The organism is Halorubrum rarum, from assembly GCF_048380895.1.
GTDB lineage: Archaea > Halobacteriota > Halobacteria > Halobacteriales > Haloferacaceae > Halorubrum.
Genome location: NZ_JBLWMN010000006.1, coordinates 216176 through 235276, shown reverse-complemented (window position 1 = coordinate 235276; position 19101 = coordinate 216176). Strand labels below are relative to the sequence as shown.

Annotated in this window: 23 protein-coding genes; 14 read left to right on the top strand and 9 right to left on the bottom strand. The window is 68.2% G+C overall.

Going from position 1 to position 19101, the window contains the following annotated elements:
• Position 1 precedes the first annotated feature (1 nt).
• The 8 genes from ACNSN7_RS07095 (at position 2) to ACNSN7_RS07060 (ending at position 4654) form a co-directional block, all read left to right on the top strand.
• Positions 2 to 445 (top strand): PIN domain-containing protein, encoded by a 444-nt coding sequence (locus ACNSN7_RS07095; RefSeq protein ID WP_418281573.1) that lies wholly within the window; start codon positions 2 to 4, stop codon positions 443 to 445.
• 83 nt (positions 446 to 528) lie between these two features.
• Complete coding sequence (locus ACNSN7_RS07090) at positions 529 to 1110, top strand: DNA-directed RNA polymerase (protein ID WP_418281572.1); 582 nt, start codon at positions 529 to 531, stop codon at positions 1108 to 1110.
• Positions 1110 to 1307, top strand: a complete 198-nt coding sequence (spt4, locus tag ACNSN7_RS07085) for a transcription elongation factor subunit Spt4 (protein ID WP_418281571.1) — start codon at positions 1110 to 1112, stop codon at positions 1305 to 1307. Before ACNSN7_RS07090 ends, spt4 begins: the two co-directional genes overlap by 1 nt.
• 19 nt (positions 1308 to 1326) lie before the next feature.
• Complete coding sequence (locus tag ACNSN7_RS07080) at positions 1327 to 1899, top strand: GTP-dependent dephospho-CoA kinase family protein (RefSeq protein WP_418281570.1); 573 nt, start codon at positions 1327 to 1329, stop codon at positions 1897 to 1899.
• Positions 1900 to 2033: 134 nt separating this feature from the next.
• Positions 2034 to 2342, top strand: coding sequence for a 30S ribosomal protein S24e (locus ACNSN7_RS07075; protein ID WP_418281569.1), 309 nt, complete (start codon positions 2034 to 2036; stop codon positions 2340 to 2342).
• Positions 2343 to 2356: 14 nt separating this feature from the next.
• On the top strand, positions 2357 to 4072 hold the full coding sequence (locus ACNSN7_RS07070) for a bifunctional N(6)-L-threonylcarbamoyladenine synthase/serine/threonine protein kinase (RefSeq protein WP_418281568.1): 1716 nt from the start codon (positions 2357 to 2359) through the stop codon (positions 4070 to 4072).
• 78 nt (positions 4073 to 4150) lie between these two features.
• On the top strand, positions 4151 to 4438 hold the full coding sequence (locus tag ACNSN7_RS07065) for a DUF5808 domain-containing protein (RefSeq protein WP_418281567.1): 288 nt from the start codon (positions 4151 to 4153) through the stop codon (positions 4436 to 4438).
• A gap of 81 nt (positions 4439 to 4519) precedes the next feature.
• Positions 4520 to 4654, top strand: coding sequence for a hypothetical protein (locus ACNSN7_RS07060; protein ID WP_418281566.1), 135 nt, complete (start codon positions 4520 to 4522; stop codon positions 4652 to 4654).
• Positions 4655 to 4668: 14 nt separating this feature from the next.
• On the opposite strand, the gene ACNSN7_RS07055 is transcribed toward ACNSN7_RS07060, so the two are convergent.
• The 5 genes from ACNSN7_RS07055 to ACNSN7_RS07035 form a co-directional block, all read right to left on the bottom strand.
• Positions 4669 to 5619, bottom strand: coding sequence for a sensor histidine kinase (locus tag ACNSN7_RS07055; RefSeq protein ID WP_418281565.1), 951 nt, complete (start codon positions 5617 to 5619; stop codon positions 4669 to 4671).
• Positions 5620 to 5708: 89 nt separating this feature from the next.
• The gene (locus tag ACNSN7_RS07050) at positions 5709 to 6038 is read right to left on the bottom strand and encodes a DUF7573 domain-containing protein (protein ID WP_418281564.1); all 330 of its coding nucleotides are present in this window, start codon (positions 6036 to 6038) and stop codon (positions 5709 to 5711) included.
• The gene (gene lysS / locus ACNSN7_RS07045; RefSeq protein WP_418281563.1) at positions 6039 to 7772 is read right to left on the bottom strand and encodes a lysine--tRNA ligase; all 1734 of its coding nucleotides are present in this window, start codon (positions 7770 to 7772) and stop codon (positions 6039 to 6041) included. It lies immediately after the preceding gene.
• Positions 7769 to 8488 (bottom strand): UMP kinase, encoded by a 720-nt coding sequence (pyrH, locus tag ACNSN7_RS07040; RefSeq protein WP_418281562.1) that lies wholly within the window; start codon positions 8486 to 8488, stop codon positions 7769 to 7771. Before pyrH ends, lysS begins: the two co-directional genes overlap by 4 nt.
• Before the next feature lie 61 nt (positions 8489 to 8549).
• Positions 8550 to 10058, bottom strand: a complete 1509-nt coding sequence (locus ACNSN7_RS07035; protein WP_418281561.1) for a DNA polymerase Y family protein — start codon at positions 10056 to 10058, stop codon at positions 8550 to 8552.
• Positions 10059 to 10312: 254 nt separating this feature from the next.
• Between ACNSN7_RS07035 and ACNSN7_RS07030 the strand changes: the two genes are divergently transcribed.
• The 3 genes from ACNSN7_RS07030 (at position 10313) to ACNSN7_RS07020 (ending at position 12060) form a co-directional block, all read left to right on the top strand.
• Complete coding sequence (locus ACNSN7_RS07030; protein WP_418281560.1) at positions 10313 to 10591, top strand: zinc ribbon domain-containing protein; 279 nt, start codon at positions 10313 to 10315, stop codon at positions 10589 to 10591.
• 198 nt (positions 10592 to 10789) lie between these two features.
• Positions 10790 to 11185: a DUF8062 family protein gene (locus tag ACNSN7_RS07025; RefSeq protein WP_496923305.1), complete on the top strand. Its 396-nt coding sequence runs from the start codon at positions 10790 to 10792 to the stop codon at positions 11183 to 11185.
• A gap of 200 nt (positions 11186 to 11385) precedes the next feature.
• Entirely contained in the window at positions 11386 to 12060 is a 675-nt protein-coding gene (locus ACNSN7_RS07020) for a phosphate ABC transporter permease (protein WP_418281559.1), read from the top strand.
• Positions 12061 to 12064: 4 nt separating this feature from the next.
• Here ACNSN7_RS07020 and ACNSN7_RS07015 read toward each other — a convergent pair whose 3' ends face one another.
• Entirely contained in the window at positions 12065 to 12922 is an 858-nt protein-coding gene (locus ACNSN7_RS07015) for a 3-hydroxyacyl-CoA dehydrogenase family protein (protein ID WP_418281558.1), read from the bottom strand.
• A 142-nt stretch (positions 12923 to 13064) separates the two neighbouring features.
• Here ACNSN7_RS07015 and ACNSN7_RS07010 point away from each other — a divergent pair, with 142 nt between their 5' ends.
• Positions 13065 to 13808 (top strand): DUF7409 domain-containing protein, encoded by a 744-nt coding sequence (locus ACNSN7_RS07010; RefSeq protein WP_418281557.1) that lies wholly within the window; start codon positions 13065 to 13067, stop codon positions 13806 to 13808.
• Positions 13809 to 13835: 27 nt separating this feature from the next.
• Here the strand turns inward: ACNSN7_RS07010 and ACNSN7_RS07005 are convergent, their stop codons facing one another.
• Entirely contained in the window at positions 13836 to 14750 is a 915-nt protein-coding gene (locus tag ACNSN7_RS07005) for an isoaspartyl peptidase/L-asparaginase (RefSeq protein WP_418281556.1), read from the bottom strand.
• Positions 14751 to 14881: 131 nt separating this feature from the next.
• Here ACNSN7_RS07005 and ACNSN7_RS07000 point away from each other — a divergent pair, with 131 nt between their 5' ends.
• Together ACNSN7_RS07000 and icd are read left to right on the top strand one after the other, a co-directional pair.
• Positions 14882 to 15799: a glycosyltransferase gene (locus tag ACNSN7_RS07000; RefSeq protein ID WP_418281555.1), complete on the top strand. Its 918-nt coding sequence runs from the start codon at positions 14882 to 14884 to the stop codon at positions 15797 to 15799.
• A 76-nt stretch (positions 15800 to 15875) separates the two neighbouring features.
• Positions 15876 to 17138 carry an isocitrate dehydrogenase (NADP(+)) gene (icd, locus tag ACNSN7_RS06995; protein WP_418281554.1) on the top strand — a complete coding sequence of 421 codons (1263 nt, stop codon included), beginning with the start codon at positions 15876 to 15878 and terminating at the stop codon, positions 17136 to 17138.
• A 109-nt stretch (positions 17139 to 17247) separates the two neighbouring features.
• Here the strand turns inward: icd and ACNSN7_RS06990 are convergent, their stop codons facing one another.
• The gene (locus tag ACNSN7_RS06990) at positions 17248 to 18399 is read right to left on the bottom strand and encodes a site-2 protease family protein (RefSeq protein WP_418281553.1); all 1152 of its coding nucleotides are present in this window, start codon (positions 18397 to 18399) and stop codon (positions 17248 to 17250) included.
• 160 nt (positions 18400 to 18559) lie between these two features.
• Positions 18560 to 18820 carry a DUF7123 family protein gene (locus ACNSN7_RS06985; RefSeq protein WP_418281552.1) on the bottom strand — a complete coding sequence of 87 codons (261 nt, stop codon included), beginning with the start codon at positions 18818 to 18820 and terminating at the stop codon, positions 18560 to 18562.
• Positions 18821 to 19101: the final 281 nt, after the last annotated feature.

The window sequence follows — 19101 nt, the reverse complement described above, 5'->3', positions numbered from 1 at the left end:
CGTGCCCGGAACCGACCGCGACGACGACGGAGACGCACCGGCGGACGACGCCGACCTCGATTCGAGACCCGTCGTCGCGCTCGACGCGAGCGCGCTGATGGCTCCGGTCGAGGCGAACGTTCGCCTGTTCGAGGAGCTGGATCGGCTGCTCGGCTCCTCCGAGGCGGTCGTCCCGGACGCGGTGGTCGCCGAGCTCGCCGAGCTCCGAACGGGAGGCGGCGAGGAGGCGACCGCTGCGAGCGTCGGTGCGGACCTGGCGGCGCGGGCACGGACGGTCGAGACGGACGCATCGTACGCCGACGACGCCCTGCTCGAACTGGCCGTCGACGGCCGGGTCGACTACGTCGTCACGAACGATCGGCCGTTGACGAACCGGGTGCTCGACGCGGACGCACCAGTAATCGGTTTAAGGGGTCGGAACACACTGGGGATAACGGAACCCTAGTGGGCGCGGCAGACGAAAACGCGGACGGAGACGGGCGGGCGAACGGGAACACAGACAACAACGGACGCAGACAACAAACGCACATGTACAAACGAGTTCGACTCAAGGACACGGTCGAGGTCCCGCCGAAGCACCTGGCGGACGTCACCGACGAGCGAGTGAAGGCCCTGCTACAGGACAAACTGGAAGGACGAATGGACGAGGACGTCGGAAGCGTGGTGAGCGTCATCGACGTCCACGACATCGGCGACGGCGCGGTGTTGCACAACCGCCCGGGCGTCTACTACGAGGTGGAGTTCGACGCGCTCACGTTCGACCCCGACATGCAGGAGGTCGTCGACGGAACGGTCGTCGAGACGGTCGAGTTCGGCGCGTTCGTCGGCATCGGCCCGGTCGACGGGCTGCTCCACGTCTCACAGATCACCGACGAGTACCTCACGTTCGACGGGGCGAACCAGCAGCTCGCCTCCTCGGACTCCGATAAGACGCTCGGCGTCGACGACGCCGTCCGCGTCCGGGTGGTCACGAAGAGCATCGACGAGCGCAACCCGCGCGACTCGAAGATCGGCCTGACGGCCAAACAGCCGGGGCTCGGCAAACACGACTGGCTCGAGAGCGACCGTCGCCGTCGCGCCGAGAGCGGCACGGCCGCGGAGGACGACTGATGGCCGAGGATCGGCTCGCCTGTCGGGAGTGCCATCTCGTGAACGATCCGGACTCCCAGACCTGCGAACACTGCGGGTCCTCGTCGCTGACGGAGGACTGGGCCGGCTACGTCATCATCACGCACCCGGAGGAGAGCGACATCGCCAACGAGATGAACGTCTCGAAGCCCGGATCGTACGCGCTGAAGGTCCGGTAGGTCGCGACCCACACCAGCCATGCTCACGCTCCCCGACTCCCTCCGCGGTGCGTTCAAGGAGCCGCTCGGCCCCGTCACGACCGACGCGGACGCATTACTCGCCGCCGCGGCGGACACGCGGACGGCGTACGACGCCGCGGACGCCCCCATCGTCGCCGTCGGCGACGTCGTCACCTACCACCTCCGCAGGGCGGGACGGGTCCCGGACGTCGCGCTCGTGGACGGGCGGACGGAACGCGAGGCGGTTCGATCGGAGATCCATGAGACGCTCGCGGCGGCCGACGAGCGGCGGGTCGCCGTCGAGAACCCGCCGGCTGAGCTGACGGCTGAGCTGCTCGAAGCGCTCCGCACCGCGCTCGACGCCGCGGATCCGACGATCATTGACGTGACCGGCGAGGAGGATCTCGCCACGCTCCCCGCGATCGTCGCCGCTCCCGACGGTGCGAGCGTCGTGTACGGCCAGCCCGGCGAGGGGATGGTCCGGGTCGCGGTGACGCCCGAGTCGCGAGCGCATGCACGCGAGCTGTTCGAGGCCATGGAGGGTGACGTCGACGCCGCCTATCGAGCGTTGGGCGTCGATCCCGACGCGTAGTTCGGGTGGGGAGACACGAGTTGGGACGAGACGAGCCGGCCGACACGGCGCGACCGACCGGGTCGCACAGCACCCGTGACCCCCGCTTCGAAATCCTTTTACAGCTTTCGCGGGGAGTTACCTATAACTGAACTATGGACGTCGATATCATCTCCGAGGAGGAGAACCCCATGTTGCACCGCACTGACATCCGATTCGAGACGACTCACGAGGACGCGACGCCCTCCCGGCTCTCCGTTCGTGACTCGCTCGCCGCCAAGCTCGACAAGTCCTCCGACGAGGTCGTCGTACACGAACTGAACACGAAGTTCGGCATGCGCAAGACCGTCGGCTACGCGAAGGTGTACGACTCCGCCGCCGACGCGATCGACGTCGAGCAGGACCACATGCTCGAACGGAACAAGATCGGCGTGGACGACGACGCCGCCGCGGAAGAAGCCTGATCGCGGCCGTCTGAATGCTCGTTCTCGGAATCGAGGGAACGGCGTGGTGTGCGAGTGCCGCGCTCCACGACTCCGAGACGGACCACACCGTTATCGAATCGAACCCCTACGAACCGGACAGCGGCGGCATTCATCCGCGCGAGGCCGCAGAGCACATGACCGAGGCGATCCCCGAGGTCGTGAGTCTCGTCCTCGACCGCGCCGAGGCGGAGTACGGCCCGAACGCGATCGACGCCGTCGCCTTCTCTCGGGGCCCCGGACTCGGCCCCTGTCTCCGCACGGTCGGCACCGCCGCGCGAGCGCTTGCGGGCACGCTCGACGTGCCGCTCGTCGGCGTCAACCACATGGTCGCGCACCTGGAGATCGGCCGCCACCGGTCGACCTTCGAGGACCCGGTGTGTCTGAACGCCTCCGGAGCGAACGCCCACCTGCTCGGCTATCACGACGGTCGGTACCGCGTGCTCGGCGAGACGATGGACGCGGGAGTCGGCAACGCGATCGACAAGTTCACGCGACACGTCGGGTGGACCCACCCCGGCGGCCCGAAAGTGGAGGCCGCGGCCGCGGAGGCGGAGGCGGCGGTCGGGCCGGCGGATGACGCTCGCGACGCGACGACGGACGGTGGCGACCTGCTCGATCTCCCGTACGTCGTCAAAGGGATGGACTTCTCGTTTTCGGGGATCAGCTCAGCGGCCAACGACGCGTACGACGACGGCGTCCCCGTCGAGGAGATATGTTTCGCGCTCCAAGAGCACGTGTTCGCGATGCTGACGGAGGTGTCCGAGCGGGCCCTGTCACTGACGGGAGCCGACGAGCTCGTGTTGGGCGGCGGCGTCGGACAGAACGCCCGGCTCCGGGAGATGCTGGAGTCGATGTGTGCGGAGCGGGGAGCCGACTTCTACGCGCCGGAGCCGAAGTACCTCCGGGACAACGCCGGGATGATCGCCGTGTTGGGCGCGAAGATGGCGGCGGCGGGCGACACGCTCCCGATCCGCGAGTCGCCGGTCGACCCGAACTTTCGTCCCGATCAGGTGGAGGTCACCTGGCGCGCGGACGCGAACTCAGTGATCGAGAGCGGAGCGGGTGCACCGAGCGGTACGGACGGGGACCAACGCGGTGCGGAGGCCGTCGTCGAGGTGCGGGCCGATCGGGTGATCAAACGACGGCTCAGGAAGGCGTACCGCCATCCAGAGTTGGATCGGACGATCCGCCGGGATCGGACCGTCTCGGAGGCGCGACTCACCAGCGAGGCGCGGCGGGCGGGCGTCCCGACCCCGCTCGTGTACGACGTCGACGTCCCGAACGCGACGCTGATCCTCCAGCACGTCGGCGACCGTGACCTCGCCAGGGGACTGTCGACCGCGCGGACCGCGGCGGTCGGACGCCATCTGGCCCGTCTCCACGGCGCGGGCATGGTCCACGGCGATCCGACGACACGAAACGTCCGAATCGAGGACGACACCGATCGGAGCGACGACGATGCCGATCGGGGTGGCGACGACGGCCCCGTCGATACCGACGTCCGACTCATCGATTTCGGGCTCGGCTACCACACCGGCCACGTGGAGGACCACGCGATGGATCTCCACGTGTTCGAGGGGTCGATCACCGCGACGGCGACCGATCCGGGCCCGCTCATCGGGGCGTTCGAGGACGGGTACCGCGAGATCGGCGATCGGATGGTGCTCGAACGCCTTCGGGACGTCGAGCGGCGGGGGCGGTATCGGTAGCTTCGGCGGTCGTCCCCACGCCACCACGGCCGAGTTTCCGCCGCCACGATTTATGGTTCCGGCGCGTGACGTACCTGTATGGAAGACAAACCGACCTCCGGTGAGATCTTCGGGATCCCGTACAACTTCGAGCGACCGAGCATCGGACGTCTGCTGTCGGCACACTGGCAGCCCGACGAGGGAATGCTCGTCGAGAAGCCGTTTGGGATCGGCTACAGCCTCAATCTCGCCAACTGGCGGTCGTGGGTCGTGCTCGCGGTCGCCGGCGGGCTCTACTGGCAGAGCCAGCAGGCGGAGAAGTCGAGCGTGTCGGAAACGGCGACCGACGACGACGGTCCCGTCGAAGTGATCGTCGACGACGACTGAAACGCGACACGCGCCGCTTCAACTTTCAGATCTGGATATTGAGACGGACTTTTTATATAGTGGTTGGCCGTAGACTCGACAATGAACGTACAGTTCGAGTGCTCGTGCTCGGAGGACATCTCCGAGTTCACTCGTGGGGAGACGAGCCGCGGCGTGCACGTCGAGTGTGGGAACTGCGGAGCCGTGTACGCGGTGACGATCACCGAACTCGACTAGCGTCTTCGGCCCGTTCACGACTCGTCTTTCCCTCCGCGCAGGGTCCCGGTAGCGTCGGAAACGGCGTGGTCAGTCGCGGCTCCCGTCCGGAACCGAAGCCTGACGGTCGTCCCGTCGTCGGACGTGTCGAACTCGACGGTCCCTCCCTGGAGCTCGCACAGCCACTTGACCAGCCACAGCCCGATGCTGCTGGCGTGTGACAGCGGCGTCTCCTCTTCGGCCTGCAACACCGCCCGCTCGCTGTCAGGGATCCCGGGTCCGTTGTCGCTGACCGACAGGCACGTCGTGTTCCCCTCGACGTTGATCCGAGCGTCGAGCCGACAGGTCGATTTGTCGTTGTGTGCGATGGCGTTCTCGAACACCTCACGGACCGGATAGCTCACGGACCGGTTGCCGTGGATCCACGCCTCCGAAGGCGTCTCGACCGCCGCGGAGACGTCGTCGTCACAGACGTCGTCGACGGCGTCGTGAACCACCTCGACGAGATCGATCCGCTCGTCGGTCGGCCCCGAGTGAGCGTCCTCGACGATCCGGAGCTTCTCGCTGATGTCGACCACGTCGTCCGTGGTTTCTTGGATCGTTTCGAGGTAGTTGTGACTCCGCTCGTCGTCGATCCGGTCCGCGAGGAGCTCCGTGTAGCCCCGGACGACGTTGAGGTCGTTTCGCACGTTGTGCCGGAACACCCGGCTTACGACCTGGAGCTGCTGGTTGGATGTCTGGAGTTCGCGACGGGCGTCGTCGACCTGTCCACAGTGGTACGCCGCCGTGACGTAGACGATGCCCGTAGACAGGACGACGAACAGCCACCCGTTCAACAGCCGCACCGTCGACATCGGATCCACTGACGCGACTGCGAGGGCGAGCACCAGATCCGCCGCCGGAACCCACGCCGTGCCCACACAGAGATACGCGCCCGCGACCGCCAGGGGCGATCGATCGAACAGCGCGCGGACCATATTTTTCATTGACGTTTTCGTTGAGACGACCTTCGACGCAACGTAACGAACCGTTCGGAGCGTCCGTATTAAACCTTCATCGTCGCGGAGTCGGGCGACTACCAGTCCTTGCAGTCGATACAGACGAACGACTCTCCCTCGCGCCAGCGACGTTCGACGGCGTCCCCGCAGCGATCACACGCGTCCCCGTCCGTCGTCCACGACGACGTCGACACCGCCGGCGCGGCGTTCGTGTCCGGGTCCGTTCCCATCGAAGCCGTACTGTCTCCGGTCCCCGGATCCGGACCGTCGGCGTCAGCTCCCACCTCGACGTCCGCCCCCTCGACGTCCGCCCCCTCGACGTCCTCCTCCTCGACATCTGTCACCCCGTCATCCGCCTCATCGGACCCGACACCAGCGAACTCGTCGAGCGATCGGTCCTCGGGCATCTACGCCTCCCGACGGAGTCTGGCGACGACGTACTCGCGCTCCAGTTCGCCGAGGAACTCCCCGAGTCTCGGCCCCTGCGTCTCGTCGAAGAACAGGCGATAGCCCGCCTCGAAGAACTCCGAAACGTCGAGGCCGTGATCGCGAGCGGTCTCGTACATCTCCGCCTGTATCGCCTCGCCGTCGTGGCCGGCCGCGACGAACTCGGCCAGATCGTCGAGCGCGGCCGCCACGTCGTCGTCGAACCGGACCGCGGGCAGTTCCGTCTGGAGCCGGTAATTGTACTCGTTGTCCATGCGCTCGGCCCAGTTCCTGGCCTTCTCGACGCGTGCGAGCGCCTCCGCAACCGCCCACTCGGGCGTCTCGTCGGTAACGTGTCCCTCGTCGCGCGCGAGCTGCTCGCGGAGCGCCTCGTCGTCGACCATGCCGAGCACGGCCGCGAACGTGTACGGAAGCCGGACGGGCTTCTCCGCGGGCGGGTCGTCCGCGCGACCGACGACGAACGGGTACGCCCGCTCGGCGAACGCCGTCAGGTCCTCGTCGTCGACCTCGCCGAAGTACGCCCGCTCGAAGCGATCGAAGCGCTCGACGAGCCGATCGAGGCGGGCGATGTCGAGGTCGCGAGCCTTCTTCGGGTGCAGCGCGAAGAAGTACCGGAGCACCGCCGGCTCCAGCAGTTCCAGCAGTTCGGGGACGGTGACGACGTTCCCCGACGACGAGGAGAGCGCCTCGCCGTCCAGCGTGAACCACTCGTACACCATCGGCACCGGCGGCTCGATGCCGAGCACGCTGCGCGCGACGTCGACACCGGAGGGCCACGATCCCTCCGCGTGGTCCTTGCCGAACGGCTCGAAATCGACGCCGAGCACCTGCCACTGGCCGGGCCACTCCAGTCGCCACGGGAGCTTCCCCTCGCGGAACGTCGCGGTCCCCTCGTGGCCACAGCCCTCGATCGTGTTGTCGCCGACGTCCATGTCGGTACAGACGTACTCGACCGTCTCCGCCCCGACGTCGACAGCGGTCACCGTCTCGGTCACCTTCCCGCACTCCGCACAGACGGGATTAAAGGGGACGTACTCGTCGTCGACCCTGTCCTGGTATTTCGAGAGCACCGCTCGAACCTCGTCGAGGTCCGACAGCACCGTTCGCGTCACGTCGTCGAACGCGCCGTCCGCGTACAGCGCCGTGTTCGACACCATCTCGACCGGGACGTCGAGCCGCTCGGCGTCGGCGTGCAGCAGGTTCGCGAAGTGGGCTGCATACGACTCCGCCTCCCCGAACGGGTCGGGGATGGCCGTGTACGGTTTCCCGAGGTTCCGGCCGAGCGCGCCGGCGTCGACGTCGCCGAGGCCGACGATCTCGCCGTCCGCGGTGGCCAGCTTCCGGGGCACCTTCCGGAGCGGGTCCTTGTCGTCGGAGGTGAACACCTGTCGGACCTCGTGGCCGCGTTCGCGGAGCACCTCGGCGACGAAGTAGCCGCGCATGATCTCGTTGAAGTTCCCGACGTGGGCGACTCCGGACGGGGAGACGCCGCCCTTGATCACGATCGGCTCGTCGGGGTCTCGGGACTCGATCTCGTCGGCGATGACGTCGGCCCAGAACGCGTGGAACCCGTCGGACTCGGCGTCCTCCGTTCCATCGTCCGCCTCGTCGGTGTCCTCCGTTCCATCGTCCGCCTCGTCGGTGTCCGTGACGCCTCGTCCCGAGAGGACGTGTGGGTCGTACTCGTCGCTCATCGCTCTCCCGTCCAGTCGCTCGGTTCGCCGGCACCGTCGGGGACCACATCGGTCCCGGTGTGCTCACCGCGCAGCACCGCGTCGACGAGGACCGCCGGATCGGTCCCGTCGAGGACGACGGAGCGGATCCCGGCGCGGTCGATCAGCTTGGCCGCGAGCAGATCGACGGGGGCGGACGCCCCCGCGTTGCGGCTCATCGGGAGGACGATGTCGACCAGTTCCGAGGGCGTCATCTCGGCGTACTGGCTCGCGTCGTCGTGGACGTTCGGGTCGGCGTCGTACACGCCGTCGGCGCTGGTCGCGTACACGAGCAGGTCGGCGTCGACGGCCTCCGCGAACGCGGCGGCGACGGCGTCCGTCGTTTGGCCGGGCATGACGCCGCCCATGATCGACACCTCGCCGCGCCGGAGCGCCGCCGCGGCCTCGTCGTACTCCTCGGCGGGCGAGAGGGTCGCGCGCTCGCCGAGCGCGGCGATCAGGAGGCGGGCGTTGAGCCGGGTCGTCCCGATCCCGAGGCGGTCGAGTTGGACCTCGTTGGCACCGAGTTCGCGTGCGGCCCCGATATACTCGCGTGCGATGCCGCCGCCGCCGACGACGACGCCCAGCTCACAGCCGTCCGCCGCCAACCGTTCGAGTGCGTCGGCGTGGGCGGCGACTCGGTCCGGATCGAGATCCGGGGCGAGCACGCTCCCGCCGATGGAAACGACGACTCTCATTGGCCTCGGCTAGCCCTGTCTCGCTCTTAAGGATTGTCAAGCGGGGACGCGAGGCGTCGACTCACGCCCAGTCGCCGAGCGACGCCTGCCCGTCCCGAGCGCCCTGCGAACGCTCCTCGTCCGTCTCCTCGCCCGTCTCCTCCGCCTCGAACCCCTTCCCGGTCCACTCGGAGAGGGTGCCCCGGCGGGCCGACGGACCGTCGTTCGGGTCGTAGTGATCTCCCCTGCCCGAGCCGTGGTGGTCTCCCGCGTCCGAGTCGTGGTGACCGCTTGCGTCGGTCGTCCCGTCCGCCGGGCCGTCGAACCCCTCGAGCGTCGCCTGATCGCTCTCGCCGAAGTCGAGCTTCGAGACGCGCACGCCGAGCTTTCGGGCCCGCGTTCCCTCGAACTCCGTCAGCAGGTCGAGCGCGATCTCCTCGACCAGATCCGGGTCGTCGACGGGACCGGGGAGGCTCCGGGCCCTGGTGTTGACGTCGTAGGGGGGTTCGACGACCTTGATCCCGATGGTTCGGTACAGGCAGCCGCGTTCGCGGGCGCGACGCGCGATGTCGGCGGCGAGCGCGGCGACGGTCTCCCGCTTGCGCTCCGCCTCGGCGGTCGCGGACAGCGACGACTCCCGCGAGAGGCTCTTCGGGAGGCCCGTCGGCGTCACCTCGCGGTCGTCCGCGCCGCGGGCGCGGTCGAACAGCTCCCGGCCTCGCTCGCCGAGTTCCGCCACCAGCCGGTCGGGGTCCGCCTCGGCGAGGTCGCCCGCGGTCTCGATCCCCAGCTCCGACAGCGTCCGCTCCGTCACCGGGCCGACGCCGTGGAGCTCCGCGGTCGGGAGCGGCGCGAGGAACCGGTCGATAGAGCCCGGCGGGACGACGACGAGGCCGTTCGGCTTATCGGCGTCGCTCGCGACCTTCGCGGTCGACATGTTCGGTGCGACGCCGACGCTGGCCGGGACGCCCGCCTCGCGCTCGATGCGCGCTTTGACGTGTCTGGCGTATCCCTCCGCGAGGGTTCTCGCGTCCGCGGGCCCGGCGGCGGCGCTCGGAGCCGGACCGCCGTCGTCGCTCGCGACCGACCACGCCGTCCGGTCGGTCACGTCCAGATACGCCTCGTCGATGCTCACCTCGCGGACGACGTCCGCACAGTCGTGGAGGACCGCCTTCACGTCCGCCGCGACCTGCTTATAAAAGTCGAGGTCGACCGTGCGGTAGTGGCCCGACTCGTCCGGGTCCGGTCCGGCGGGGTCGGATGCCTCCGGATGTGGTCCGTCCGAGTCGGACGCGTCGATGTCGGAGGACCCGGTCGCCGCGTCAGCGCGTCGGGGGAGCAGCTCTAACGCCTCGGAGATCGGCATCGCGCTCTCGACCCCGAACGCGCGCGCCTCGTAGCTCGCCGTCGCGACCGCACCGATCGTCTCGCCCGGTTCGTACCCCATGCCGACGACGAGCGGCTCCCCGCGGAGGTCCGGCTCGCGCAGCCGCTCGCAGGACGCGTAAAAGCAGTCCATGTCGACGTGGAACACGACCCGGTCCGGGCCCTCGTCGGTCGCGCCTGCGCCGGGGAGAGTCCTCCCGCCCATCGTCCGTCGTTCGGGGTCGCGTACCCTTAAAAAGACGCCACGCGTGGCGGAAGTGGAAGCCGAGCCGATCGGACCGGACGGAGACGAACATGGGAGAGGACGGGGAAGAACACGGGAGAGGACGGGGACGAACACGGGAGAGGACGGGGACGAACACGGGGGAGGACGGAAACGAACACAGGGGAGGACGGGATCGATCGCCGGCCGTCTCGTCGATTGAAGTTTATAAGTCACCGAGGACCGAACGCCCGGACGTGACCCGCGATCGCGTCCGCTGTATCGACTGTCGGGAGCCGATATCGAGCGACGCACGCATCTGTCCGCACTGCAACACCGTGCAGCCGTCGCCGCTGCTCGACGCCGGACTCGTCGTCGCCGGCGTGTTCGCGTTCCTCTTCGGCGTGATCCTCGCAGTGATGACGCTCGGAACGTCCCGTCTCATCGGATTCACGCTCGTCATGCTCGGAGCCGGACTGACCGCGGGCGGCTACACCCGGTACGTCGACAGGCAGGCGGAGCGTCGGGCGCGGTAGGTCGAAACGACCCGCGCGAGATGGAGCGCCGTCGTGTCCGACGCCGCGACCGACGCCGTGACCGACGCCGTGTTCTTAAGTGGACGGCCGACGGAGGGTGACACCGTGTCAGAGGATCCATCGGACGACGGCGTCGACGACGCGTCGGACCCGACGGACGGTGACGACCTGCCGGCGTTTCCCGGATCGGATCCGAGGGTGCCGGACGTCCCGCCCGAGCGCGACCCCGCGGACCCGTCCGGCGGCGCGTTCACCGATCCGGACGCCGTCGACGACGTGCCGACCGTCGCCTGTTCGCGGTGCGACCACGAGTGGGACCTCGCGTACGAGCTCGACGAACTGGCCGCGGGAAACCGCGCCGTCGAGCAGTTCGCGATGGACCACGAGCGGCACACCGGCCACTACCCGGACGGCGTGACGCCGTGGATCGCGGACTGCCGGGTCTGTCCGGACGGGAGCCGGTTCCTCGCGGAGCGGCCCGCTCGGCGATTCGCCCGCACTCACGCCCGACACACGGGCCACCCCGTCGACCTCTCGAAGCCCGACGCGGACGTTACCGAGACGGTCAGCGAGGAGAAAAGGACTGATAAGTGACCGATCCGTCAGCGATCGGTCGACTGCGATACCAACGGTTGCAACGAACTCGCGGCCGGAGATCTACCGCCGACGACCTCGAAGGGCCCGACGAACTCGCCGACGCCGACCTCGAGGGGCCCGACGAACTCGCCGACGCCGACCTCGAGGGGTCCGATGGAGCGCGACGTTTTAAGTATGGTCACGGTACACCTCTCCCCATGGTTACACCACTCGACGCGGGATTGGTCGTCGCGGGGCTGTTGCTCGCGTTCGTCGGCGCGGCCGTGTCCGTGTATGCCGTCACGCTGACCGGGCTCCTGGTCGGGGCGGGTGCGGGCTACGTGGTCGCGCCGAACCTCGTCGGCCTCGTCGCCGTCGACGCGCTCGCGATCACTGGCGGCGCGGTCGTCCTCGGTGCCGCGGTCGGCGGGTTCCTCGCGTACGCCGGGCTCTCCGTGGCCGTGCTCGTGATCGGCGGCATCGTCGGCGGGTTCGCGGGTCGATTCGCGATCGGACCCGTCTACGCCGCGGACGCCGCGGGGATCGAGGGAACGCTGCTGCTCGTCGGTGCGACGCTCGCGGGCGTCGCCGTCGGCGCGCTGTTCGGGTTCGTTCTCACCCGGACGACGCTCGTCGTCTCGACCGCCTTCATCGGTGCCGCGTTCGCGTCGCGGTCGCTCACTCCCGCCGCGTTCGGCGCTGCCGCCGAGGGCCTGACCGTCGATCCGATCCTGTTCGACATCACTGCACCCGCGTTCCTCGCCGTGTTCGTCCTCGGCGTCCTCTCACAGGTCGGTCTGTTCAAGTTCGGCTACGTGACGACGCTCGTCGGGTCCCTCCCCGGTGCACGGCGATGGACGGCGAGCGACGACCGCGAGGAGTCGGCGGCGTAGCGAGCTATTCGTACTCGTAGAACCCGCGTCCGGTCTTCTTCCCGAGGTCGCCGGCGACGACCTTGCGCTTCACGAGATACGCCGGCTTGTACCGGTCGCCGAGCTCCTCGTGGAGCGTTTCGCTGGCGTCGAGCACCACGTCGAGTCCGATGTGGTCGGCTAGTTCCAGCGGTCCCATGGGGACGTTGGTGCCGAGCGTCATCCCGCGATCGATGTCCGTCTTCGAGGCGACGCCCTCGTCGTACGCGCGGACGCCTTCGTTTATCCACGGCATCAGGATCCGGTTGGTGACGAAGCCGGGTTTGTCGTCGGACTCCCACGTCTCCTTGCCGAGGTCCTCGGCGAACGCGTGTGCGAACTCGACGACCGCGTCGGCGGTGCGCTCGCCGACGACCACCTCGACGCCGTCCATCACCGGGACGGGGTTCATGAAGTGGAGGCCGACCACGTCGCTCGCGCGGTCCGTCGCGCTCGCGATGGCGGTGATAGACAGCGTGGAGGTGTTGGTCGCCAACACGACGTCGTCGTCGGTGAACTCGTCGAGGTCGGCGAACACCTCGCGTTTGACGGCCAGGTCCTCGATGACCGCCTCGACGACGAGGTCCGCGTCGGCGAGGTCCGCGAGATCGGTGGTCCCGGCGATCCGCGAGCGGACGGCGTCGGGAGCCTCGTCGAGCCGGTCCGCCTCCGCGAGGCGACCGAGGCTGGCTCCGATCGCGTCGAGTCCGCGATCCACGTACTCCGGCTCGACGTCACGCATCACGACGTCGTAGCCGGCGGTCGCCGCCACCTGTGCGATTCCGTGTCCCATGGTCCCGGCTCCGACCACCCCGACGACGTCGATATCGGATAGCTCGCGCATGTGAACCGCTGCCGAGCCGCGAGTGGTAAGTATTGCGGAACCGCACGGGATCGGGTCCCGAGACGCTTCCGATTCTCAGACTCGATGACACGCGGGGGAACGCTCTTGTATCCGGTCGGCGTTACGACGAGACGAGACCGAAATGGGCGAGGACGACGTCGACGACGGCGGTACCTGCGATACCCTCGATACCGACGGATCGCCGTCGGAGTCGTCGTCGCGGTCAGAACGACCCGAACCGTCGGGTCCATCAGAGTCGTCGAGCCCGAGTGACCTCCGATGGGTCGGTCCGGCGACCGCGGCGGTGTTCGCGGAGACGGGACTGGAGACGGCGGACGTCCGCGACAAGCGCGTCTCCTACCGACGGCTCGTCGACGCGGGTGTCAACCCCGGCGTGGCGGCGAAGATCCGCCGCGAGTACTCGCTGTCGTGGTCGTTCGAGGCCGGCGACGGACTGGACCGCCGCTCGACGCAGGTCCGCGGGCTCGGAACCGACGAGGCCGCGTGGGTCGCCGCCAGCGCCGGCGACTGGGAGTCGTCGACCGAGCGGTCCGATGTCTCCGACGCCGAGACGGACGCTGACGGCGAGGCCGACTGGGTTTCGGCTTCGGGAACGGCACCGGGGGCCGACTCGGCGGCGGCCGACGGAAGCGGTGATCCGGTCGCCGCGGAGGCGGCGTGGCGATCGCGCTCGAAGCCGACCCCGCTCTCGACGCTGCCCGCCGTCGACGGCGACGAGGGCGCAGCGGAGCTGCTGGCGGACGCGGGCATCACCTCCGTTCGGAGCCTCGCGACCGCGGACCCCGAGCACGTCGCCGACGTGCTCGATCTCGACCCGAGCCGGGTCACGGCGTGGTACGAGGACGCTCGCGCCGAACACGACTGACGGCCCGCGCGGACGTCCGCTTCCGGATCACCGGTCGACCGCGACGCTCGTCTGCATCCCGTCGGTGTTGAACGCGCTGCCGACCCCGTCCTCGCCGAGGACGATGACGCCAGCCCCGGACCCCGTGAGCGCCTCGAACTCCTCGATCGCCCGTCTGGCGGCCACCTCCGCGTTAGCACCCTCTTGGAGACGGCGGACCGCACGCTCCGTCAGGGTGACTCGCGCGATGTCCTCGCCCGCACCGGTCGCGCTCGCGCCGCCGGCGTCGGTACAGAAGAATCCCGACCCGGCGTGCGGGACGTCGCCGACCCGACCCGCGAGCGCGAACGAACGCCCGCCGGTCGACGTCGCCGCGGCGAACGACTCGCCGTCCGACGCGACCGCCCCGACGGTGTCGTGATCGGGAGCCGCTCGTCTCGTGGCTCCCGTCCCGTCGGAGCCGTCGCCGGCCCGGTCGGAACCGGACCCGAACCGCGTGTCGAGCCAGTCGAGGTGCTCGCGGGAACCGCCCTGCGGCGGGGCCTCGGCCTCGTAGCGCTCGCGCGTCTCGTCGGTCAGTAGGTCGACGTCGGTCTCGATTCCGAAGTCGTCCGCGAGGTCGACGGCGTGGTCGCCGGAGACGGAGATATGCGGAGTCTCGGAGTGGACCACCCGAGCGACGGAGACGGCGTGCTCGACGCCGGCCATCGAGCAGACCGCTCCGATCTCGCGGTCCGAGGTCATCACGCCCGCGTCCGTGCGGACGACGCCGTCCGACTGGACCGCGCCGCCGACGCCCGCGTTAAATCGGGGGTTCGACTCGAGGACCCGAACCGCCCGTTCGACCGCGTCGAGGGGCGTGTCGGTTTCGGATCCGATCGCCGCCGCCTCGTCGAGGACCGACTGTCGAGGGATGGGATCGTCGGGGACGCCGCCGGCACCGCCGTGGACGATAACGCGCATACGGGAGTGTCCGACGGCGACCGCTTAAGCGTCGGGGAACCACCGGGAAGGGAAGGCCGAAAGGGGAAACCGGTCGATCGTCGACGCTCGCTCGACGGTACTTTTTCACGCCGTCACGACGAGGACCGCGTATGGGGCCGCCTCCGACCTCCGTCCTCCTGCCGACCGTTCGCTGGACTGAGGCGTGCTCGGAGGTCGCCGCGGGACTCCGAGCGGACGACGAGCTCCTCCTCGTCGCCGACACGACGGCGGACCCGATCGCGGACCGTCGCGGCGACCTCCCCGATGGAGTCACTCTCCTCCTCGCCGGGGAACCAGTCGGTTGTTCGGGCAAGGCGAACGCCATCGCCGCCGGTATGGAGGCGGCCGAACACGACCGGATCGTCTGGACCGACGACGACTTCCATCACCCTCCCGACTGGCTCGCGGCACTGCACGCGGAGTACGAACGCAACGGCCCGACGACGGAGTGTCCGGTGTTCGTCGGCCGCGATCCGCTCGGCGTGCTGCTGGAACCGGCGTACGTCATCGGGGGGACGCTGGCGGTGGATCGCGGCGGGATCGCGTGGGGAGGGTCGGTCGTCTTCGAGCGGAACGACCTCGACGAGGACGCGTTCCTCGCGGACCTCAGGCGGACGATAAGCGACGACGGGACGCTCTCGGAACACCTCGACGTCACGGCGGTAAAGCGGACCAGAACCGTTCCCGCGGGCGGCTCCGTTCGTGATTCGCTGGAACGGTTCGTCCGGTTCACGTGGATCCTCCGACGCCACGCGCCGCGGGCGGCCGCGGCGAACGTCGTGCTCGCCGTGGTCCTCTCGGTGTTGTGTGTGGTCGCGCCGGTCCCGACGGCGGCGGTGCTCACGGCCGTGTCGGCGGGGACGTACGCGTGGTTCGGCGTCGATCGAGCGTCGTTCCTGCTTTCCGTTCCCGCGGTGCTCGCAGCGCCGCCGTTGCTCGGCTACGCGCTCATGCGGCGAACGTTCGTCTGGGGAGGCCGCCGATATCGCTGGCGAGACCGGTTCGACGTGACCGTGCTCCCGGAGTGAGTCGCGAACGGTATCGACGTCGACCGGTGGCAAAGCGGCAGGCACTTTAGGGCGGTACGAGAACTCGCGAACGTTCATGAGTTACGACAAGGTTACGGTACCGGAGGAGGGTGAGGCGATTTCGCTGGCGGACGAGGAGACGGGTGAGTTGGACGTGCCGTCGAATCCGGTGATTCCGATCATTCACGGCGACGGGATCGGTTCGGACGTGGGGCCGGCCGCCCAGCAGGTGTTGGACGCGGCCGCGGAGGCGACCGGTCGGTCGATCGCGTGGATGCGCGTGTACGCGGGGAGTGCGGCTCGCGACATGTACGGCGAGAACCTGCCCGAGGACACCGTGTCCGCCATTCGCGAGCACCGCGTCGCCATCAAGGGCCCGCTCACCACGCCCGTGGGCGCGGGCTTCCGCTCGCTCAACGTCGCGCTCCGAAAGAGGCTCGATCTCTACGCCAACGTTCGCGCCACGTACTATCTCGACGGCGTTCCCTCGCCCGTCACGAACCCCGAGGCGATGGACATGGTCACGTTCCGTGAGAACACCGAGGACGTGTACGCCGGCATCGAGTGGGAGTCCGGCACCGACGAGGTCGAGCAGGTCCGCGAGTTCGTCGAAGCGGAGATGGGCGTCGACGACATCATCCACGACGGCCCGGTCGGCATCGGCATCAAGCCGATCACCGAGTTCGGCTCGAAGCGGCTCATCCGCGAAGCGATCGACTACGCGCTCGCGAACGACCGCGACTCGGTCACGCTCGTCCACAAGGGCAACATCATGAAGTTCACCGAGGGCGCGTTCCGCGACTGGGGCTACGAACTCGCCGACGAGGAGTACGGCGAGGACGTCCTCTCCGAGGACGCCCTCTGGGAGGAGCACGACGGCGACCAGCCGGACGGAACGGTCGTGGTCAAAGACCGCATCGCCGACAACATGCTCCAGCAGGTGCTCACGCGCACGGAGGACTACGACGTGATCGCCACGATGAACCTGAACGGCGACTACTTCTCGGACGCGGCGGGCGCACAGATCGGCGGCCTCGGCATCGCACCGGGGATCAACCGCGGCCACGGCCGCGCACTCGCGGAACCCGTCCACGGCTCCGCGCCCAAATACGCCGGCCAGGACAAGGTCAACCCCACTGCAATGATCCTCTCGGGCCGCGAAATGCTCGAGTACCTCGGCTGGTCGGACGCCGCGGACCTCGTGCGTGACGCGGTCGAAGAGACGATCTCCTCGGGCAAAGTCACCTACGACCTGCACCGCCAGATCGAGGGCGGCGAGAAACTCGCCACCAGCGAGTTCGCCGACGCCATCGTCGAGAACATCGACGAGCTCGCCTAGAGCGCATCTCCGCCCCCTCGCGTCGAGAAGGGGAACAGACGCCTGAAACGTGTTTTTTTGAGATCGATGTCGACCGACGAGTACTCACCAGCTGCGGGTCGTCTCCTCCCTACGAGCTGACGATCTCGATCGGAACGAGCAAAAAGCAGAGCGCCCCGACGACGAACGTGAGGACGCCGACTGCAAGCCGCGGCCAGTCGAGCCGCTCCTCGTCGGTCGGGTTCGCCGGACCGTTAAACGCGATCACCATGGCGAACACGCCCCAGAACGCCCAGAGTCCGACGGATTCGTCGAGGCCGAATCCGCGCCAGAAGTAGAGGTAGGCGGCGATCCCGAAGAGGAAGCCCGGCACGAACGATGCGATCGTCTCCTGACGCGGACCGACCATCGCACGGATCATGTGGCCGCCGTCGAGCTGGCCGACGGGAAGGAGGTTCAACAGCGTGAAGAACATCCCGACCCAGCCGCCGATAACGACCGGGTGCGCGGAGAGGCCGGACTCCGAGTACGACGTCTGCTGGCCGAGGAGGTCGGCGATAAGCGTCAGTAGCGGCGGGTTGTTGAATCGGATCATCGTCCCCGACTGGGCGGCGACCTCCGCGGGCACGCGGATCGGATCGAGCGAGAGGCCGATCGCGGTGACGACGACGGTCGCGATCAGTCCGGCGATCGGTCCGGCGGCACCGATATCGAACAACACTTTTCGGGACGGCATCCGCCCGCGCATTCGGATGACCGCGCCGAGAGTCCCGAACGGGAAGACGAACGGGATCACGTACGGCAGCGACACGTTGACGCCGTGGTACCGACCCGCGGCGTAGTGCCCGAACTCGTGGACCATCAGGACGCCGAGCACGGCGGCGGTGAACGGCCACGCCTGCAGCATCGTGAGCGGATTCGACCGGATCTCCGCGAGCGGGACGTAGTACCAGCCGTATGCGCCGACGAAAAGCGTCGTGAGTACGGTCGCAACGAACAGGGTGACGTTCACCCACGGGATCTCACCCTCGCCGTGGCCGAACGGCGTCGCGACGAGGACGTGACCACCCGCAGTCCGTTCGAGGTCGACGTCGTAGCCGGCCTCCCGAAACGTGGGAACGACCCTCCGGAGAAGCGTCCGCTCGGGGATGTACGACTCGCCGACGTAGCGGATGCGACCGTCATCGAGGCGCACGTCGTCGATCCGGAAGAACGTTCGAAGCGGCTCCGGACGGGGAACGTCGGGATCGACCGACGTGGCCCCGTCCTCGCGTTCTGGCATCGTCAGCCGTTAGCCATGGGCGGCTATAAATCCCGCGCCACCGGCCGATCGGCCGGTCGAGGTGGTTGAAACGGGTTGGAGAGTTGAGCGGGGATTGAGAGTACTGTACGGTGAGCGGGGACGCGGTCGCACGCGCCCTGAATCAGGTCTGGAGATCGCCTTACGCGGGTTCGACGCGCCACGTCGTCGCGCCCGTGTACGACCACTTCTCGACGGTGAGTTCGGTGGCCGACTCGCTGAGGTTCACCATCAGCGCGCCGATCTCCTTCGGCGAGAGGTCGACGTCGTCGGAGATGAACTTCCCTTTGAAGTACATCTCTCCGTCCTCGGCGCGGTCGAGCAGGTAACGCTTCAGTCGCTCTTCCTTGCTGAGGTCGTCGGTCGCGGTGGCGGTCGTGGAGGGGTTTGCAGTCGCGCTCATGATACATGCTCCGTTCAGTTCTGGAGGGTGTTATAAAGGCCACAACGTTCGGCAGCGTTCAGGGGCTTTCAGCGTTCGACGAGGGGTGAAAGGTATTAGCCGAACCGTTTATAACTCTTTTAGATCCCTTTAGACGTTTTATAGGACAATTTAAACCGTTAAAAAGCAACAGGGATACTCGGAGAGAACCGGTAGATAGTATCCGGTAGTACGGAAGAATGCAGTGAACAAGACCGGTTTCTATGCGGGATCCGACCCGTGCGCGCTCCGATCACGGGCGA

Excerpts from the sequence above, each read along its gene's own strand:
- ACNSN7_RS07090 (WP_418281572.1), top strand. The coding sequence starts at position 529 with ATGTACAAACGAGTTCGACTCAAGGACACGGTCGAGGTCCCGCCGAAG.
- spt4 (WP_418281571.1), top strand. The coding sequence starts at position 1,110 with ATGGCCGAGGATCGGCTCGCCTGTCGGGAGTGCCATCTCGTGAACGAT.
- ACNSN7_RS07080 (WP_418281570.1), top strand. The coding sequence starts at position 1,327 with ATGCTCACGCTCCCCGACTCCCTCCGCGGTGCGTTCAAGGAGCCGCTC.
- ACNSN7_RS07075 (WP_418281569.1), top strand. The coding sequence starts at position 2,034 with ATGGACGTCGATATCATCTCCGAGGAGGAGAACCCCATGTTGCACCGC.
- ACNSN7_RS07070 (WP_418281568.1), top strand. The coding sequence starts at position 2,357 with ATGCTCGTTCTCGGAATCGAGGGAACGGCGTGGTGTGCGAGTGCCGCG.
- ACNSN7_RS07065 (WP_418281567.1), top strand. The coding sequence starts at position 4,151 with ATGGAAGACAAACCGACCTCCGGTGAGATCTTCGGGATCCCGTACAAC.
- ACNSN7_RS07060 (WP_418281566.1), top strand. The coding sequence starts at position 4,520 with ATGAACGTACAGTTCGAGTGCTCGTGCTCGGAGGACATCTCCGAGTTC.
- ACNSN7_RS07055 (WP_418281565.1), bottom strand. The coding sequence starts at position 5,619 with ATGAAAAATATGGTCCGCGCGCTGTTCGATCGATCGCCCCTGGCGGTC.
- ACNSN7_RS07050 (WP_418281564.1), bottom strand. The coding sequence starts at position 6,038 with ATGCCCGAGGACCGATCGCTCGACGAGTTCGCTGGTGTCGGGTCCGAT.
- lysS (WP_418281563.1), bottom strand. The coding sequence starts at position 7,772 with ATGAGCGACGAGTACGACCCACACGTCCTCTCGGGACGAGGCGTCACG.
- pyrH (WP_418281562.1), bottom strand. The coding sequence starts at position 8,488 with ATGAGAGTCGTCGTTTCCATCGGCGGGAGCGTGCTCGCCCCGGATCTC.
- ACNSN7_RS07035 (WP_418281561.1), bottom strand. The coding sequence starts at position 10,058 with ATGGGCGGGAGGACTCTCCCCGGCGCAGGCGCGACCGACGAGGGCCCG.
- ACNSN7_RS07020 (WP_418281559.1), top strand. The coding sequence starts at position 11,386 with ATGGTTACACCACTCGACGCGGGATTGGTCGTCGCGGGGCTGTTGCTC.
- ACNSN7_RS07015 (WP_418281558.1), bottom strand. The coding sequence starts at position 12,922 with ATGCGCGAGCTATCCGATATCGACGTCGTCGGGGTGGTCGGAGCCGGG.
- ACNSN7_RS07010 (WP_418281557.1), top strand. The coding sequence starts at position 13,065 with ATGGGCGAGGACGACGTCGACGACGGCGGTACCTGCGATACCCTCGAT.
- ACNSN7_RS07005 (WP_418281556.1), bottom strand. The coding sequence starts at position 14,750 with ATGCGCGTTATCGTCCACGGCGGTGCCGGCGGCGTCCCCGACGATCCC.
- ACNSN7_RS07000 (WP_418281555.1), top strand. The coding sequence starts at position 14,882 with ATGGGGCCGCCTCCGACCTCCGTCCTCCTGCCGACCGTTCGCTGGACT.
- icd (WP_418281554.1), top strand. The coding sequence starts at position 15,876 with ATGAGTTACGACAAGGTTACGGTACCGGAGGAGGGTGAGGCGATTTCG.
- ACNSN7_RS06990 (WP_418281553.1), bottom strand. The coding sequence starts at position 18,399 with ATGCCAGAACGCGAGGACGGGGCCACGTCGGTCGATCCCGACGTTCCC.
- ACNSN7_RS06985 (WP_418281552.1), bottom strand. The coding sequence starts at position 18,820 with ATGAGCGCGACTGCAAACCCCTCCACGACCGCCACCGCGACCGACGAC.